Origin of the sequence: Rhizobium leguminosarum (assembly GCF_001679785.1) — a bacterium.
Classification (GTDB): domain Bacteria; phylum Pseudomonadota; class Alphaproteobacteria; order Rhizobiales; family Rhizobiaceae; genus Rhizobium; species Rhizobium leguminosarum_R.
Map to the genome: position 1 here is coordinate 1566811 of NZ_CP016286.1, position 17240 is coordinate 1584050.

Genomic DNA, 17240 nt, shown 5'->3' on the forward strand with positions numbered 1-17240 from the left:
CTCGTCAGACGAGACGGCTCTGTTCCGTCGCCGCTTCGATGAAGCTGGCAAACAGCGGATGCGGGTCGAGCGGCCGGCTCTTCAGTTCCGGGTGGTACTGCACGCCGATGAACCAGGGATGATCGGGATATTCGATCGTCTCCGGCAGCACGCCGTCCGGCGACATGCCGGAGAAGACGAGGCCGCAGTTCTCGAGCCGGTCCTTGTAGTCGATATTGACCTCGTAGCGGTGGCGGTGACGCTCGGAAATATCGGTGGAACCGTAGATATCCGAGATCTTCGTGCCCTTCTTCAACGCCGCCTTGTAGGCGCCGAGGCGCATCGTGCCGCCGAGATCCCCGGCTGCCGTGCGCTTCTGCAGCTCGTTGCCCTTGACCCATTCGGTCATCAGGCCGACCACCGGCTCTTTCGTCGGGCCGAATTCGGTCGAGGAGGCACCGGACACGTCGGCGAGATTGCGCGCCGCCTCGATGACCGCCATCTGCATGCCGAAGCAGATGCCGAAATACGGCACCTTGCGCTCGCGGGCAAAGCGGGCAGCGTGGATCTTGCCTTCCGAACCGCGTTCACCGAAGCCGCCGGGCACGAGGATACCGTGTACCTTTTCGAGATAAGGCGCCGGATCTTCCTTTTCGAAGACCTCGGACTCGATCCATTCAAGATTGACCTTGACGCGATTGGCGATGCCGCCGTGATGCAGCGCCTCGATCAGCGACTTATAGGCATCCTTGAGGCCGGTATATTTGCCGACGATGGCGATCGTCACCGCGCCCTCCGGCGTGCGGATGCGGTTGCACACCTCTTCCCACGGATCGAGCCGCGGCTTCGGCGCCGGCTCGATACCGAAGGCCGCGAGCACTTCGTCGTCGAGGCCTTCCTTGTGGTAGGCTATCGGTACATCGTAGATGTTGGCGACGTCGAGCGCCTGGATGACGGCAGACGGGCGAACGTTGCAGAACAACGAGAGCTTGCGGCGTTCGGCTTCCGGAATTTCGCGATCGGCCCGCACCAGCAGGATATCGGGATGAATGCCGAGTGCCTGCAGTTCCTTCACCGAATGCTGCGTCGGCTTGGTCTTGAGCTCGCCGGCCGCCGGAATATAGGGCATCAGCGTCAGGTGGACGTAGACGGCAGTGCCGCGCGGCAGGTCGTTGCCGAGCTGGCGGATCGCCTCCATGAACGGCATCGCTTCGATGTCGCCGACCGTGCCGCCGATCTCGCAGATGACGAAGTCGTAGTCGTCATTGCCCTCGATGACGAAATCCTTGATCTCGTTGGTGACGTGAGGGATGACCTGCACCGTCGCGCCGAGATAGTCGCCGCGCCGTTCCTTGTCGATGATGTTCTTGTAGATGCGGCCGGTGGTGATGTTGTCGGTCTTGGTCGCCGAACGCCCCGTGAAGCGTTCGTAGTGACCGAGATCGAGATCGGTTTCCGCGCCGTCGTCGGTGACGAAGACCTCGCCGTGCTGGGTCGGGCTCATCGTGCCCGGGTCCACGTTCAGATAGGGGTCGAGCTTGCGAAGCCGAACCCGATATCCACGGGCCTGCAGCAACGCTCCGAGAGCCGCGGCCGCAATTCCTTTTCCGAGAGAGGAAACCACGCCGCCAGTGATGAATACGTATCGCGCCATGGGATTCACCGGATACCTTTTCAAAAACGATTCCACCAGCCCAAAAATTCTTTTCCAGAACTTTCGATGCGTGGCGCAGGAATCTGAACAAAAGAAAACCGGCAGACCCGAGGGCCTGCCGGCGGTTTATGTCGAAGACCGGCTTACTGTCCCGTCGGGACGCCGGAGGGCTGAGCCGGTGCCGGCGCGGCCGGAGCTGCGGGCGTTGCCGGGGCAGTCGTTGCCGGAGCGGTCGTTGAAGGCGCGGTGGCCGCCGGGGCCTGAGCACCAGTTGCAGGCGCCTGAGCGGCGGGAGCCTGCGGTGCGGGTGCTGCCGCGCCGCTGCTCGGAACGCCGTTGCCGGCCGGCGGGGTTGCCGGAGCCTGCGCGCCGCCGAGCGAATCGAGAATACCGTTACCCTGGCCGCCTGTTGCCGGAATGCGGTCGAGAATGTCGCTCGGTCGGCCCTCGTAACGCGTCAGGATGCCGAGGCCGAGCGAGGTCAGGAAAAACAGGGTCGCAAGGATCGCGGTCGTGCGCGTCAGCGCATTGGCCGTGCCGCGGGCCGACATGAAGCCGGAACCGCCGCCGATGCCGAGGCCGCCGCCTTCCGAGCGCTGGATGAGCACGACGCCGACAAGGGCGAGCACGATCATGAGATGGATGACAATCAATACGGTCTGCATGGGTCCAGTCCTGCCCGCCTGGAGACGGACATAAGTAAGAATTCTGGCGGCTCTTTACATGAGGCTTTCATCTATTCCAAGCCCTTCAGCCCGGAATAAACTCGGGAATAAACCCAGGAGTAAAAAATGCCTCAGGCGAGCAGCGCCTCATAGGCCCGGTAGATGGCGAGGAAGTCGGCCGCTTTCAAGCTTGCTCCGCCGATCAGCGCGCCGTCGACATTGGCAATGCCCATCAACTCATGGGCATTGGCCGGCTTGACCGAGCCGCCATAGAGAAGACGCATCTTGCGGCCTTCGTCGCCGAAGCGAGCCGCAAGCTCTGCCCGCATGAAGGCATGCGCCTTTTCGACATCACCTGATGTCGGCGTCACGCCGGTGCCGATCGCCCAGATCGGCTCGTAGGCGATGACTGTGCTCTCAGCGGTGGCGCCGTCCGGAACCGAGGCGGAAAGCTGGCGCTTGATGACGTCGAGCGCCTGGCCTGTCCGGCGCTCATCCGCGGTCTCGCCGATACAGATGATCGCCGTCAGCCCTGCGGCGAAGGCGGCCTCCGCCTTGGCGCGCACCAGATGATCGGTTTCGGCATGGTCGGTGCGCCGCTCGGAATGGCCGACGATGACATAGGTGCCGAAACAATCGGCAATCATCTCGGCCGAGATGTCGCCGGTATGCGCACCGGATGGGTTCTGATGGCAGTCCTGAGCGCCGATCGCCAGCGGGCTGTCGGTGCACAGCGCCGTCGCCACATAGAGCAGCGTCGCCGGCGGGCAGATCAGCGCTTCGACCTTGTCGGCCAGCGGCGGGCGAACACCCTCGGCGATCGCCTTGATCTGATCCAGGGAGGCACGCATGCCATTCATTTTCCAGTTTCCCGCCACAAGCGGGCGCACATCAGGTGTCATGCTGGCCTTCCACGATCTGCTTATGCCTTGGGCAATATCAAAAGCTTGCAGCAAAGAAAAGCATCATGCCCTTGACGTAAGGGGAATCTCTGCGATCCCGCGCATATTTCTGCCGAAAACCGCCCTTTCGTTATTTTTATGCATGTCGTTATCACAAAAACCGCTGCACACTTTTGCGCGACATGCTTTAGCCAGCCAGAATCCAGTTCAACACCCTACGCCAGTCGATCATCCGGATCGGCGTCCCGTGATTGCCGGTCTGAAACAGCGTGAAACGCGCCGGATACTTTGCCTTGTGCAGACTTTCGAACAGCGCCTGCTGGTTGGCGGCGGCATAGACCGGGTCACGGCTGCCATGGGCGAACCACAGCGGCAGCTTCGCCTTGTAGAAGGCGCTCCTGGTAAAATCGGGATCGGTCACCCCGCTCATAACAAGCATGCCCTTCAGCCGCTTGACGCTGTCGCTGTCGCGCGCAACGCCCCAGCAAACTTGGCTGCCCATCGAGGCGCAGGAAAGGATGATCGGCCGGCCGGGCGATTGCGCGCTGGCATAGCGGATCAGGCCGGCGATCGCCGCAACGCCGCTGCTGTCGAAGCTCTTGACCGTCGGCGAATAATAAACGCCGCCATTGCCGGCGACGAGGTTCTTCAGCCGATTGAAATTGCCACCGAAGCTATAGTCGTTGGCACCGAGCCGGCGGTCGCCGTCGCGCCCATGGATGAAAATCACCGTGAAAGCGGCACTCTGAGCGGGTCCCACCCTGGTGACATCAAGCTTGATGCCGTCGAGAGACAGCGTCTCGTCCGCTTGCGCCTTGCGGATGCCGAGCGCCACATATTTCTGCTTCACCCGCTTTTGCGGGATCTGGTCGCGGCCGTTGATATCGCGCATCTCGTCATAGTCGATGACCTCGAAGGCGCCGTCATCACCTGTCTGCAGCACGGTCTGCTTCGAAAACAGGTCGTCCTTGAAAGGCGGCAAAGCGTCGGCCGCCTCTGCCGGACCAACAGCGGAGAGGACGGCCGCGCACAAGAAAAACGCCGCAATTGCGGTGATGATGGTGCAATGACTTGTGGACATTCGCATTCGGATGGTTCCTGAAGCCTGCCGCCGCTTGCCATTCTGCGCCCGGCAACGCAAATCATTTGGGAAAAGCCCACCCAAACCGGCGGTGTCGCGTATAGAGGTGCTTTCTGGCAAAATCTGCCTGATTCGCAAACGTGGCATGAAATGCGGTGATTTTGGGTCGGCGGCGGATGCCCGCCCAAGCCAGACCTAAGACAGGATGAAGATCTGAACGGCTCCATGGACGATAGCAACGACCTCTTTTCCGGAATGCCCCTCTCTGAAAAACGCGAGGAGGCGCAGAAGCCTGCGGTGCCCGCCGAACGGCCGCCGGCTCCGGCTGCGCCTGCCGCAGCAGCATCCCCCGCTGGCGGCGCCTCCGCACGCCCGGCGCCCGCCGCCTCGAACTCGGATGATTACGGCGCCTCGTCGATCCGCGTCCTCGAAGGCCTCGAGCCGGTGCGCATGCGCCCCGGCATGTATATCGGCGGCACCGATGAAAAGGCGCTGCACCACCTGTTTGCCGAAGTCATCGACAACGCGATGGACGAGGCGGTCGCCGGACACGCCAATTTCATCGAGGTCTATCTCGACCTCGAGGGTTATCTCACCGTCTCCGACAATGGCCGCGGCATCCCGGTCGAGAACCATCCGCAGGTGCCGGGCAAGTCGACGCTCGAAGTCATCATGACCAAGCTGCATGCCGGCGGCAAATTCGACGGCAAGGCCTATGAGACGTCGGGCGGCCTGCACGGCGTCGGCGTCTCGGTCGTCAACGCGCTTTCCGACGACCTCGAGGTTGAAGTTGCGCGAAACCGCAAGCTCTACCGCCAGCGCTTCTCCCGCGGCCTGCCGCAGGGCGGTCTCGAAGAGTTGGGCGACGTTCACAACCGCCGCGGCACCCGCGTGCGCTTCCATCCCGACCCCCAGATCTTTGGGGATCACATGAAGTTCGATGCCGCCCGCGTCTTCCGCATGGCGCGCTCGAAAGCCTATCTCTTCGGCGGCGTCGAGATCCGCTGGAGCTGCGAGGCGGGCGTGCTGCCAGAAGGTTCCGAGGTCCCTGACAAGGCCGTCTTCCACTTCCCCGGCGGCCTGAAGGACTATCTCCAGGCGACGATGGGCAAGGAGTTCACCGTCACCCGCGAGATCTTTGCCGGCAAGACCGAGAAGACCAGCGGCCACGGCTCGATGGAATGGGCGATCACCTGGTATGGCGGCGATCCGCAGGTGCATTCCTATTGCAACACCATCCCGACACCCGAAGGCGGCACGCATGAGGCGGGGCTGCGCATCGCGTTGACCAAGGGCCTGAAGGCCTATGCCGAGCTGACGCAGAACAAGCGTGCCGCGCAGATCACCACCGACGACGTGATGATTTCGGCCGTCGGCATGCTGTCGGTCTTCATCCGCGAGCCGGAATTCGTCGGCCAGACCAAGGACAAGCTTGCGACAGTCGAGGCCCAGCGCATCGTCGAGAACGCGCTGCGAGACCCCTTCGACCATTACCTTGCCGACAATCCGAACGAGTCGGCCAAGCTGCTCGACTGGGTGATCGAGCGCGCCGAGGAGCGCCTGCGCCGCCGCAAGGAAAAGGAAGTCAACCGCAAGAGCGCGGTGCGCAAATTGCGCCTGCCCGGCAAGCTCGCCGACTGCTCGCAGAACACTGCCGAGGGTGCCGAACTCTTCATCGTCGAGGGTGATTCGGCAGGCGGTTCGGCCAAGCAGGCGCGCAACCGCGCCAATCAGGCAATTCTGCCGCTACGCGGCAAGATCCTCAACGTTGCCAGCGCCGGCCGCGAAAAACTCGGCGCCAACCAGCAGCTCGCCGATCTCGTCCAGGCGCTCGGCTGCGGCACACGCTCGAAATACCGCGACGAAGACCTGCGCTACGAGCGCATCATCGTCATGACCGATGCCGACGTCGACGGTGCCCACATCGCCTCGCTGCTCATCACCTTCTTCTATCAGGAGATGCCGGAGCTGGTGCGCGGCGGCCACCTCTTCCTCGCCGTGCCGCCGCTCTACAAGATCACTCAAGGCTCGAAATCCGCCTATGCCCGCGACGACAATCATCGCGCCGAGCTGATGCAGACGGAGTTCAAGGGCAAGGCCAAGGTCGAGATCAGCCGCTTCAAAGGTCTCGGCGAAATGATGCCCGCCCAGCTCAAGGAAACCACGATGGATCCGTCCAAGCGCACCCTGCTCAAGGTGCTGATCGACGAGGTGGATTTCGAAGGCACGCGCGCCGCCGTCGACGATCTGATGGGCACCAAGCCGGAAGCCCGCTTCCGCTTCATCCAGGACCGCGCGGCCTTCGCGGAAAATCTCGATATATAGCGTATACCATCGAACGCGCCGAACGGTCTGAGGACATGAGTTCGGCGCGATGCATTTTAGCATTCACGATTTCACGGAACTGACGAAGAACCGTAACAACTCCGTCAAACAACCGGCGCATGAAGCTGTCGGCGTGCCTCCCCAGGGAGCATTTGCGCCGGTCGAACGGTTTTCAAACCCCTTGCCGGATATTTGTCATGACCAAGCGTTTTCTCGCGGTTGCCGCTTTCGTTCTCCTGTCCAGCACCGTCACCGCCAGCACCACAGATATTGGGGCCACCGATATCGGCGCCACCTTCAAGACCGCCTGCCCCTTCGGCGATTGCGCCGCTGGCATCTCGCTCTCCTATCTCGGTGAATTCGTCATCCCGACCGGCCACATGGAAAACGGCGTCGAATTCGGCGGTATTTCCGGCCTCGATTTCGATGCCGCCACCGGCCATTATATTGCCATCAGCGACGACCGCTCGGAAAGAGGCCCTGCCCGCTTCTATGAACTCGACGTCGATCTCGACGCGTCGGGCCTCAAGGGCGTCTCGGTCGTCAAGCAGGTGACCTTGAAGGACAAGAACGGCGAGCCCTTCGCTGCCCGGACCGTCGATCCGGAATCGATCCGCCTCGGCAAGGACGGTATCTATTGGGGCAGCGAAGGCGACGGCAAGGCGTTGCTGGCACCCTTCGTCCGCGTCGCGTCGCCGGACGGTTCCTTCGTTCGGGAATTCAAGCTGCCGGAGGGCTTTGCGCCCACCGCGGACAAGTCGACCGGCATCCGTGACAATCTCGCCTTCGAGGATCTTGCCATCGCGCCCTCCGGCGATGTCTTCGTCGGTGTCGAAGCCGCCCTTTACCAGGATGGTCCGAAATCCTCGCTGACGTCAGGCAGCCTGTCGCGCATCGTCCGCTACGACGGCACCACCAGCGAGCCGAAGGCTGAGTATGTCTATCCCGTCTCGCCGATCCCGCAGGCCGCCACCAAGGCCGACGGCGGCAATGACAACGGCATGTCCGAGATTCTCGCCCTCGACGATCACCGCCTGCTCGCCGTCGAACGCAGCTATGCCCAGGGCTTCGGCAACAGCATCAAGATCATGATGATGGATCTGGCCGATGCCACCGATGTATCCGCTATCGCTTCGCTCGCCAAAAACGACCAGCGCGTCGCCCCCGTCCGCAAAAGCCAGTTCCTCGATTTGAGGGCGATCGGCATCGTTCCCGACAATATCGAGGCCATGTCGCTCGGCAACGCCAAGGACGGCACCGATGTTCTCATTCTCGGCTCCGACAATAATTTCTCGGCCAGCCAGAAGACGCAATTCTATGCCTTCAAGGTTCTCAGCCGTCCGCAGCAGTAAGACGTCCGGATCTGAGCGTCGAATAGGCACGCTTTGTATACGCTTTCACGGTGCCGACCTTGAAACCGTCGGGATCATGGCCCATAACCAGAGTACAAGAAAAAGAAGAGGCGCGCGTGGGTGTGTTCGACCGTCAGAAAAGCAATCATGAACCGCGATGGCTCGGATCGTCGGCGCAGACGCGCACGCCGCTGATTCCCTCCATTTCGGCGGCGCGCTGGCTGCTGGTCCTGGTCGTCGCTGCCGGCGTCTATTTCTTCTACGGCTTCCTCGTGCCGGTGCTCGCAGCCCTCGTCATCGGCTTTGCCAGCTGGCCGCTCTACCGCAAGCTTCTTGCCCGCGTCGGCGGCAATACGACGATCGCCGCGACCATCGCCATCATCCTGATCATCACCTTCCTGGTCATCCCGATCGGGCTTGCGGTGACCTATACGACGGGCGAAGTGCGCACCTGGGTCGCTTGGGCAATCCACGCCAACCGCGCCGGCGCCCCCACGCCCAACTGGATCGTCGCGCTGCCTTGGGCCGGCGCCTATCTCGATGAAGTCTGGACAAAATATATCGGCAGTCCCGGCGCGCTCGGCGAGGTCATCCAGGCGGTCAGCGGCGCCAATATCGGCAACATCTACCGTGCCGTGCTGGCGGCCGGCGGCGGCGCCTTCCACCTGCTGCTGACGCTGCTCTTCATGCTGATCGCGCTGTTCTTCGTCTATCGCGACGGCTTCTCCTTCTCCAAGCAGATCGACATGCTGGGCGAGCGCATCCTGCCGAACCGCTGGGAGCGTATTTCCCGCGTCGTGCCGGCGACGATCAGCTCCACCGTCATGGGCATGACGCTGATCGCGATCGGCGAAGGCATCGTGCTCGGCCTTGCCTACTGGATTGCCGGCGTGCCCTCGCCGGTGACGCTCGGCGTGCTGACGGGCGTGATGGCGCTGATACCTGGCGGTGCGCCGCTCTCCTTCACGCTGGTCTCCGTCTATCTGCTGGCGAGCGGCTCGCATGTCGCCGGCATCAGTCTCTTCGTCTGGGGGACGGTCGAGCTCTTCATCGTCGACAAGACGCTGCGGCCGAAGCTCGTCGGCGGTCCGATCAAGCTGCCCTTCCTGCCGACCTTCTTCGGCCTCGTCGGCGGCGTCAAGACGATGGGTTTCCTCGGCCTCTTCATCGGCCCGGTGCTGATGGCGCTGATCGTCGCCATCTGGCGCGAATGGATCCACGAGGCCCGCAACGCCGACAAGAGCGAGGCCGGTCCGCAGATCATCATCGACGAACAGGCCCCGCCGCCGGTCCCCGGTTCGCCGAAAACCATGCCGCGCGTCGCCGAAGGCTGAACATACCTTTGCAGACTGGCTACCCCAGCCGCTTTTCCATGAACAGGCTGAGCGGATCCGGCAGATAGCTGCCGAAAGGCTCGATGTCTCGATATCCATATTTGCGGTAGAGCGCGATCGCCTCGGGCTGGTAGATGCCGGTTTCGAGCCGGATCGCCGTCAGACCCTTTTCTCCGGCGATCGCTTCGAGCGCATTCATCAGGCCGCTGGCGATCCTCAGCCCCCTCGCCTCGGGATCGACGAACATGCGCTTGATCTCCGCCGTGCCGTCCCCGGCCTCGACCAGCGCGCAGCAGCCGACGATCGCATCGCCATTGCGCGCGACCAGAAAGCTCACCGAAGGCTTTTCCAGCACGGAAAGGTCGACCAGATGGTTGCTCTCCGCAGGATAGAGCGATTGCGCATAGGCATCGGAAAGATCGAGAAGCCGGATGATGCCCTCCTGGCGTGGTGGTTCAAGGGTAATGGTGACGGACATGTTGGCTCCCTCTGCCGGCGCGGGACAAATTTTCCCCGATATGGCGAAGAGTTAATGCCCTTGCCTTCATTCGGTTGGAATTGCGCCCTCTAAGACGATGATGTGCTCAATAATCAAGGAAGCAGAATATGCAAGCGGTGCTGATCGCGATGACCATTCTCGGCTGCGACGATTCCATCAGCCAGTGCAATTATGTCGCGACCGTCGATAAACGCTGGGAAACCATTGCCGCCTGCGATGCCGAAGCCGAACGACGGCTGAAGACCTATGTGAATGCCAACTATCCCTCGGTGATCGCGGTGTGCGAGGCGCCGAAAGCCGTCGCCGCCGCCGAGCCGCCGAAACCGGCGCCCGTGCCAGCCGCCGCGTCCGAGGTGGCTGTCGCAGCGCCCCAACCCGCAGGAAGGATCGCCGGTTTTGCTGAAGGCATCGCCGGGCAGGTCCGCGCCCATCTGCCCTCGGGCAGAAACGTCAAGGACACACTGACCAAACCCGTGCACTTCGTCTCCGCCAGCTATTCCTGGGTGGTGACGCGGCTGGCTGATTAGGCGGCCGCAAGCGCCGCGTAGACGCGGGCCGATTGTCGCTGCTCGTTAACGTGCAGCTTTTCCACCATGTCGAGCAACTCGCCGATCGCGCCATGCGCGTCGTGATGGCGGAATTTTTCGAGAAGACGGCCGCAGACATTGCCGAGCACGCTGCCCGGTGCTTTTCTGGCGGCGTCGCGCCACAGCATCGTCGCCTCGACGAAGATCACGCTGATATCCCTCGGCAGGCCGGCGGACTCATAGAGCGCGCGCACCGCATGCATCCGCCCGGTTGCCAGGATCGAACGCACCCGGCGCTCGCTGCACGCGGTCAGATCGACGATCGCGCCGGCGAAGAAATCCACCTTGCCGGCGCAGAGCGCATGCATCAGGAAGGATGGCGTCAGGCGGCCGTTGAGGCGCAGATGCTGGACGAGATCGGGTATTTCGCGCGGGGCGATATCGCCGGCGATCGAGACGATGGCAGCCTCGGTCGCCTCGCGGCTGATGCGCTGAAGCCGCTGGAGGCCGATCGCCGCCTGCGCCAGCGGCAGCCCGATCAGCGCATTGCTGACATGCTGGGTGAGCAGCTGGCGGGCATCGGCGGGAAGATCGCTTCGGTCGAGAAGCAGGTTGCGGATATCGCAGCAGTCGCCGAGCCGTTCCGCGATGCGTTTCAACGAAAGGCTGGAAATCACAGCACCGTCATTCTCGAGCAGGCAGAGCAGTTCTTCTTCGTCGCCAACCTCAGCTAACGCGGCGGAAACCGGGCGCGTCACATGCGCTCTGGCGGCGATCAGCATGCGGGTGGCGCCGTTGCCGCGCGCGGCAAGGTCGACGAGATCGGCGTCGCTCAAAAGCGGCGAGCAGGTCACCGCATGACAGGCGACCTCGGGCTGGTCTTCGGCAAGCGAAAGAATCAAGTTGCGCGGCGCATCGGGCGACCAGGCGATCGCCTCGGCAAGAGCAAGCCGCACGCGCGGCGACGGATCGTCGAGAAGAAAGCTCATCGCCATTTCGGCCGCCGCCCGCTCGTCCACGGACATTTCGGACTGCAGATAGGCGCGCCCGAGAGCATTTGCGGCCCGGGCCCGGTCACCGGTCTTGGCCGTTTCGATCCAACGAAGGAAAGCTTCTACGATCACACGACGCCCCAGCATTTGAACGCGAATCGCGCTCCATTCAATGCTGCGACCGTAGCGGCAAAAGGTTTAGGATTGGTTCACCATGTTTCTTAAGCCTTTGGACACTTTGCCGGTTCGGCTCAGCCTTGCTGCGGCTTCGGCCGGATCATCTCGAAAACATCGCTGCCTTCGCTGTAATCCATGTAGCCCATGCGCGCCAAAGGTCGGGCGATCGACATGTCGAGACGGCCGTCCCTGACGATCGCTTCGTCGATACGGATGCCGACCACTTCGCCGAAGACGAGGACGTTTTCGGACGGTTCGCCCGACAGCGTCTTCGGCTCGATGATCTCGGTCACCCTGCATTCGAGCACCGCAAAAGCCTCGCCGACATAGGGCGCGTCGATCAGTTCGGCCGGCTTCGCCGTCAGGCCGGCGAAGTCGAATTCGCTGTCGCCATAGGGCAGCGCCGCCGAGGAGAGGTTCATCTTCTCGGCGAGATCGCGGCTGACGAAATTGCAGGTGAAGACGCCGGTCTCTGCCGCATTGCGCTGGCTGTGCTTGCGCCCGCCCGAAGAAAACATCACCAGCTTCGGCCGGTCGGCAACGGCATTGAAGAAGGAATAGGGCGCCAGATTGATCGATCCGTCCCTGCCCTTGCTGCCGATCCAGCCGATCGGGCGCGGCGACACGATCGCCTTGAAAGGATCATGCGCGAGCCCATGCCGGTTGCTGTCGGTGGTGTAGAACATCAGTCGTCTCCGCCGACCCAGGTCACGGTATCGGCAAGCTCCGGCCGTGGCCGCTCGCTCGCCGGAAATGTCGTCGAGCCGATATGGATGAAGCCCGCCACTTTTTCATCAGGCCCGACGCCGAGCAGCGGATGGGCGCGCTCATCATAGGCGAACCACTCCGTCAGCCAGTTGGCGACATAACCATTGGCGTTGGCGGCGAGGATGACGTTGAAGCAGAGCGCGCCTGCCGACATCAGTTGTTCCCATTCCGGGATCTTGATATGCGGCCCCGCCTTGCTGACGACGGCGACGACCACGGGCGCGCGAGTAAAACGGCTGCGCTCGACCTGGATCATCTCTTCGGAAAGATCGGGCTTTGTCTGAAGCGCCAGCGCCAGAAGCTCCTCGCCGAGACGCACGCGCTGCTCTCCGCGATAGACGATGAAGCGCCAGGGCGCAATCTTGCCGTGATCGGGAACACGCGAGGCAAGACGCAGGATCTCCTCGATCTCGGCCTTCTCGGGGCCTGGTTCACACATCTGGAAAGCGGGGATGGAGCGGCGCACGGCGAGGTAGTCGATCAGCTTGATATCGGATTTCATACGGGAGAAGCTCTCATTTTTATGCTGCTGCAAAGGGTGGGTCTTGAATTTGCCATCGCGTTGGTCTTGAAGTGACCTTTGCTATTTCAGAAGTCAATCGGTTCACGAAACAGATGTTTGGCATTTTGCCTCTTGCACGCATCGGCCTTGCCATTGCCCTGATGGTATTGATGCCCCTCGGCGCCGGCGCTCAGGATGCCTTCAAGGAATTCAAACAGCTTGAATCGACGCCGAAGATGCCGAAGCTCGATGCCTTCATCGCGCCCGGCACGGTGCCCGAAGGGGTCAAGCTGCGCGACGTCCCGATGGAAGCCAAGCTGACGGCGGACGGCACGCCGGTCGAGGAAGGCCTCTCCTGGTACGTCTTCAGCCCCATCGCCGGATCCGACGGCAAGCTGCCGCTGATCGCCAGCGCCAAGGGCGGCCCCGCCGCCTTCCAGCTCGCCCCCGGCGATTATTTCGTCAACGTCTCCTTCGGCCGCGCCGGGGTCACGAAGAAACTGACCGTGCCCGTAGAAGGCGAGGTCGACAAGCAGGTGATGGTGCTCGATGCCGGCGGCCTGCTGCTCAATGCCGTCTCCGGCGCCGATGCCCGCATTCGCCCCGACCAGTTGAGCTTCTCGATCTATTCCTCGGAAGTGCGCGACGATGGCGAGCGCGGCCTCGTCGTGGCCGATGTTTCGCCGAATACCGTTGTCCGTCTCAATGCCGGCACCTACCACATCGTTTCCGAATATGGCAACGTCAACGCCGTGATCCGCGCCGACATCCAGGTCGAGGCCGGCAAGCTGACCGAGGCGACGATCCAGCATCGCGCCGCGCAGATCACCTTCAAGCTGGTCTCCGACGCCGGCGGCGAGGCGATCGCCGATACGGCATGGTCGATCCTGACGGCGGCCGGCGACAGCGTCGGCGAAAGTGTCAGCGCCTTTCCGACCATGGTTCTCGCCGAAGGCGGATATTCCGCCGTCGCCCGCAACAAGGACAAGATCTACCAGCGCGATTTCACCGTCGTCGCCGGCAGGAACACCGATGTCGAGGTCCTGATGAAGGACCAGCAGCCGCAGCCGCCGGTCAGCGCGGCCCGCACGGTGCAGCAGGTACCGGTCGGCACGCCACCGCCGCCGGGCGTCCAGCCGGCTCCGGTGGAACCGCTGCCCTCCTACGAACAGCTCGTGCCGCAGGGCGGCGACGACACCAGCCTCGATTGACTTTTACCGCGAGCGGCTTCAGCTCGAGACGACGTCGGCGCCACTGAGAAGACGGTCATGGCCAGAAGCCTCCGACCGTGCAGCTCAGCAATGCTCAGGCGCAGATTCCATCATTGGCACAGAATATTTTCTGAAACTCACCCGGGACGACACGTTCCGATCATGGTGATAGATCAGCTTCCGACAGCGCCGAAGCCCAGCGCTGTCGGTTCCCGGCCGCTTTCAGGCCGCCTTGGCTTTCTTTGCCTCGGCCTTACGACGAATGTCGGGCGGTGTCGCTTCGAGGGTAAGGCTCTCGACGGCGGCGTCGAGCCCCATCGAAACCTGGTCCTGGCTGCCGAGGCGCCGGATGTTGACCGTGCGCTCCTCGGCCTCCTTCCTGCCGCAGACGATGATGACAGGAACCTTGGTGACCGAATGCTCGCGGATCTTGTAGTTGATCTTCTCGTTGCGGAAGTCGGTCTCGACGTTGAGGCCGGCCTCGCGCAGCGCCTCGGCCACCTCAAGCCCGTAGGCGTCGGCTTCCGAGGTGATCGTTGCGACCACCACCTGCAGCGGCGATACCCAGAGCGGCATGTGGCCGGCGAAGTTCTCGATCAGGATGCCGAGAAAGCGCTCCATCGAGCCGCAGATGGCGCGATGGATCATCACCGGCTGCGTCTTTTCCGAGTTGCTGTCGATGTAGAAGGCGCCGAACCGTTCCGGCAGGTTGAAGTCGACCTGCGTCGTCCCGCACTGCCATTCGCGGCCGATCGCATCCTTCAGTGTATATTCGAACTTCGGACCGTAGAAGGCGCCCTCGCCCGGCACGATGCCGGTCTTGATATTGTTGGACTGCTGCTGGATCGTCTCCAGCACTCCCATCATCACGCTTTCGGCGCGGTCCCACAGCTCGTCCGAACCGACGCGCTTTTCCGGCCGGGTCGAGAGCTTGATCGTGACTTCATCGAAGCCGAAATCCTTGTAGACCGAAAGGATCAGGTCGTTGATCTTCAGGCATTCGGCGGCCATCTGCTCGTCGGTGCAGAAGATGTGCGCATCGTCCTGCGTGAAGCCGCGCACGCGCATCAAACCGTGCAGCGCGCCCGACGGCTCGTAGCGATGGACATTGCCGAATTCGGCGAGCCTGATCGGCAGCTCGCGGTAGGATTTCAGCCCGTGCTTGAAGATCTGGATATGGCCGGGGCAGTTCATCGGCTTCAGCGCGAAGACGCGGTCGTCATCGGTGTCGTCGCCGGCAACCGTTACCTTGAACATGTTGTCGCGATACCAGCCCCAGTGACCGGAGGTTTCCCACAGCGACTTGTCGAGCACCTGCGGCGCATTGACTTCCTGATAATCGCCGGCCAGCCGGCGGCGCATATAGGCGACCAGCGTCTGGAATACGCGCCAGCCCTTGCCGTGCCAGAAGACGACGCCGGGACCCTCTTCCTGGAAATGGAAGAGATCCATCTCGCGGCCGAGGCGGCGATGATCGCGCTTTTCGGCTTCGGCAAGCATATGCAGGTAGTTGTCGAGTTCCGACTGTTCGGCGAAGGCCGTGCCGTAGATGCGGCTCAGCATCGGATTGTTGCTGTCGCCGCGCCAATAGGCGCCGGCTACCTTCAAGAGCTTGAAGGCGGAACCGATCTGGCCGGTCGAGGCCATGTGCGGGCCGCGGCAGAGGTCGAACCAGTCGCCCTGGTAATAGATCTTGAGATCCTGCCCTTCCGGGATCGCATCGACGAGTTCGACCTTGTACTGCTCGCCCTTGTCGGCGAAGACCTGTTTCGCCTTCTCGCGCGACCAGACCTGCTTGGTGAAGGCGGCGTTGCGGGCGATGATCTCCTTCATCTTCTTTTCGATCTTCGGCAGATCGTCGAGTGTGAAAGGCTCGTTCTTGGCGAAGTCGTAATAGAAACCGTTTTCGATGACCGGGCCGATCGTCACCTGGGTGCCGGGCCACAGCTCCTGCACCGCTTCGGCCATGACATGCGCCGCGTCGTGGCGGATGAGTTCGAGCGCGCGGTCGTCATTGCGGGTGATGATCTCGATCCTGCCTGTTGTCACGGGATCGGAAAGGTCGCGCACGGTGCCGTCGATTGCAACGGCGACCGCCTTCTTGGCGAGCGACTTGGAAATGGATTCGGCGACATCCCGGCCGGTTGCGCCGGCATCATAGCCGCGCACGGAACCATCGGGAAATGTCAGGGAAATAGCTTGGGACATCGAAATTCTCCTTGTCCAGTCCCGCCAACGAATGCGGGTGGTTGACATGAAAGCGCCTCCGCGGAGCTGAATGCGCAGCCGCCTGATAGCCAGATTTCCTGTCTGAGTAAAGAAAAAGCGGGGGTTATATAATCATTTGAGTCAGCCCGCGCACGGTGTTCCAGTTGCGCATCGTACCGACGCCGAGCCGCTTGGTCGTCAGCGCCGAAAGCAGCTTGGATTGGCTCGGCTTGCCGGCGAAATCGATCCAGAGATCGCCGCCGACGACGGCGATGCGCTGTCCCTCCGTCATCAGCGGTTTCAGTGCCTCCACCTTCTTGGGATCGACCGGCAGACGCATTACCCGGACGATGACCTGGTCGCCATTGCCGTCCTTGAAGGGATTGGTGCTGCAAAGCGCCATCCAGGTGCAGTCGCTGCGCACGATAATATCGACATGTTTGCCGAACTTTTCTTCAAAAGCCTCCTCCAGATGGGTCTCGATTTCGTGCGGCCGCATTTCGTCGGCCTCGAAGACAAGATTGCCTGTGGAAACCAGCGTGCGCGGCTCGCGATAACCGAGCTCTTCGGCAAGTGCGCGCAAATCCTGCATGATGACGCGGCGGTCGGGCGTCAGGACAATGCTGTGCAGCAGGGCGATGAAGGTGCTCATGGCGCTCACCCTTTCTTCCGCCCGAGGGCGAGATAGCGCCAAGGCGTCCACCAGCGGAAGCTGTCGCCGAGCATCTCCGGCACCTGGTCGAGGCCGCTGGTGCCGCCCGGGCCGCAGCGGCCGACGCGAAACAGCGTCATCCAGCCGCCGGCCCAGAGGCCGTGGCGGGCGATCGACTCGTAGCCGTATTCGGAGCAGGTCGGGATATGGCGGCAGGAATTGCCGACAAAGCCGGAAAGCGTCAGCTGGTAGAGGCGGATCAGCCCCATGCCGAGCAGGCGGTCGGGCGTCTTCCGGAACGGACCGGTATAGTTGCGGGAAGTGCGTGCGGCCTTTTCGCGCGGCTTGTCCGATCCGGCGGCGGCGCCGTCGTCCTCATCATCGGCCTGCCGAACGCAGAACTCGCACATGT

The 17240-nt window shown here is 62.6% G+C and carries 16 protein-coding genes; 5 read left to right on the forward strand and 11 right to left on the reverse strand.

Features of this window, described 5'->3' with window-relative positions; translation table 11 throughout:
* Nucleotides 1–4: 4 nt before the first annotated feature.
* The 4 genes from BA011_RS07900 to BA011_RS07915 form a co-directional block, all read right to left on the reverse strand.
* A complete protein-coding gene (locus tag BA011_RS07900) occupies nt 5–1633 on the reverse strand; it encodes a CTP synthase (protein ID WP_020050039.1) in 1629 nt (542 codons plus the stop codon).
* Nucleotides 1634–1776: 143 nt separating this feature from the next.
* Nucleotides 1777–2298 (reverse strand): preprotein translocase subunit SecG, encoded by a 522-nt coding sequence (secG, locus tag BA011_RS07905; RefSeq protein ID WP_065280030.1) that lies wholly within the window; start codon nt 2296–2298, stop codon nt 1777–1779.
* A 131-nt stretch (nt 2299–2429) separates the two neighbouring features.
* A complete protein-coding gene (gene tpiA / locus BA011_RS07910) occupies nt 2430–3200 on the reverse strand; it encodes a triose-phosphate isomerase (protein ID WP_065280031.1) in 771 nt (256 codons plus the stop codon).
* A 187-nt stretch (nt 3201–3387) separates the two neighbouring features.
* The gene (locus BA011_RS07915) at nt 3388–4287 is read right to left on the reverse strand and encodes a phospholipase (protein ID WP_065280032.1); all 900 of its coding nucleotides are present in this window, start codon (nt 4285–4287) and stop codon (nt 3388–3390) included.
* Between the two features lie 219 nt (nt 4288–4506).
* On the opposite strand from BA011_RS07915, the gene parE reads away from it, so the two are divergent.
* From parE to BA011_RS07930, 3 genes are all read left to right on the forward strand, one after another.
* On the forward strand, nt 4507–6606 hold the full coding sequence (gene parE, locus BA011_RS07920; protein ID WP_065280033.1) for a DNA topoisomerase IV subunit B: 2100 nt from the start codon (nt 4507–4509) through the stop codon (nt 6604–6606).
* A 197-nt stretch (nt 6607–6803) separates the two neighbouring features.
* Nucleotides 6804–7958 (forward strand): esterase-like activity of phytase family protein, encoded by a 1155-nt coding sequence (locus BA011_RS07925; protein ID WP_065280034.1) that lies wholly within the window; start codon nt 6804–6806, stop codon nt 7956–7958.
* A 116-nt stretch (nt 7959–8074) separates the two neighbouring features.
* On the forward strand, nt 8075–9292 hold the full coding sequence (locus BA011_RS07930; protein WP_065280035.1) for an AI-2E family transporter: 1218 nt from the start codon (nt 8075–8077) through the stop codon (nt 9290–9292).
* A gap of 19 nt (nt 9293–9311) precedes the next feature.
* On the opposite strand, the gene BA011_RS07935 is transcribed toward BA011_RS07930, so the two are convergent.
* Nucleotides 9312–9770, reverse strand: coding sequence for a GNAT family N-acetyltransferase (locus BA011_RS07935; protein ID WP_065280036.1), 459 nt, complete (start codon nt 9768–9770; stop codon nt 9312–9314).
* Nucleotides 9771–9898: 128 nt separating this feature from the next.
* On the opposite strand from BA011_RS07935, the gene BA011_RS07940 reads away from it, so the two are divergent.
* Nucleotides 9899–10318, forward strand: coding sequence for a hypothetical protein (locus tag BA011_RS07940; protein ID WP_065280037.1), 420 nt, complete (start codon nt 9899–9901; stop codon nt 10316–10318).
* Here BA011_RS07940 and BA011_RS07945 read toward each other — a convergent pair.
* From BA011_RS07945 to BA011_RS07955, 3 genes are all read right to left on the reverse strand, one after another.
* The gene (locus BA011_RS07945; RefSeq protein ID WP_065280038.1) at nt 10315–11457 is read right to left on the reverse strand and encodes a DUF2336 domain-containing protein; all 1143 of its coding nucleotides are present in this window, start codon (nt 11455–11457) and stop codon (nt 10315–10317) included. The two genes, BA011_RS07940 and BA011_RS07945, sit on opposite strands and share 4 nt — an antisense overlap.
* 104 nt (nt 11458–11561) lie before the next feature.
* Nucleotides 11562–12173 (reverse strand): flavin reductase family protein, encoded by a 612-nt coding sequence (locus BA011_RS07950; protein ID WP_065280039.1) that lies wholly within the window; start codon nt 12171–12173, stop codon nt 11562–11564.
* Nucleotides 12173–12757, reverse strand: a complete 585-nt coding sequence (locus BA011_RS07955) for a nitroreductase family protein (protein ID WP_065280040.1) — start codon at nt 12755–12757, stop codon at nt 12173–12175. Before BA011_RS07955 ends, BA011_RS07950 begins: the two co-directional genes overlap by 1 nt.
* Nucleotides 12758–12870: 113 nt before the next feature.
* On the opposite strand from BA011_RS07955, the gene BA011_RS07960 reads away from it, so the two are divergent.
* Entirely contained in the window at nt 12871–13968 is a 1098-nt protein-coding gene (locus BA011_RS07960) for a hypothetical protein (protein WP_065280041.1), read from the forward strand.
* 222 nt (nt 13969–14190) lie between these two features.
* On the opposite strand, the gene thrS is transcribed toward BA011_RS07960, so the two are convergent.
* From thrS to yidD, 3 genes are all read right to left on the reverse strand, one after another.
* Nucleotides 14191–16176: a threonine--tRNA ligase gene (thrS, locus tag BA011_RS07965; protein WP_065280042.1), complete on the reverse strand. Its 1986-nt coding sequence runs from the start codon at nt 16174–16176 to the stop codon at nt 14191–14193.
* A gap of 124 nt (nt 16177–16300) precedes the next feature.
* On the reverse strand, nt 16301–16828 hold the full coding sequence (locus BA011_RS07970; RefSeq protein WP_065282450.1) for a DUF1697 domain-containing protein: 528 nt from the start codon (nt 16826–16828) through the stop codon (nt 16301–16303).
* A gap of 5 nt (nt 16829–16833) precedes the next feature.
* Nucleotides 16834–17238 (reverse strand): membrane protein insertion efficiency factor YidD, encoded by a 405-nt coding sequence (gene yidD, locus BA011_RS07975; RefSeq protein WP_065280043.1) that lies wholly within the window; start codon nt 17236–17238, stop codon nt 16834–16836.
* Nucleotides 17239–17240 lie beyond the last annotated feature (2 nt).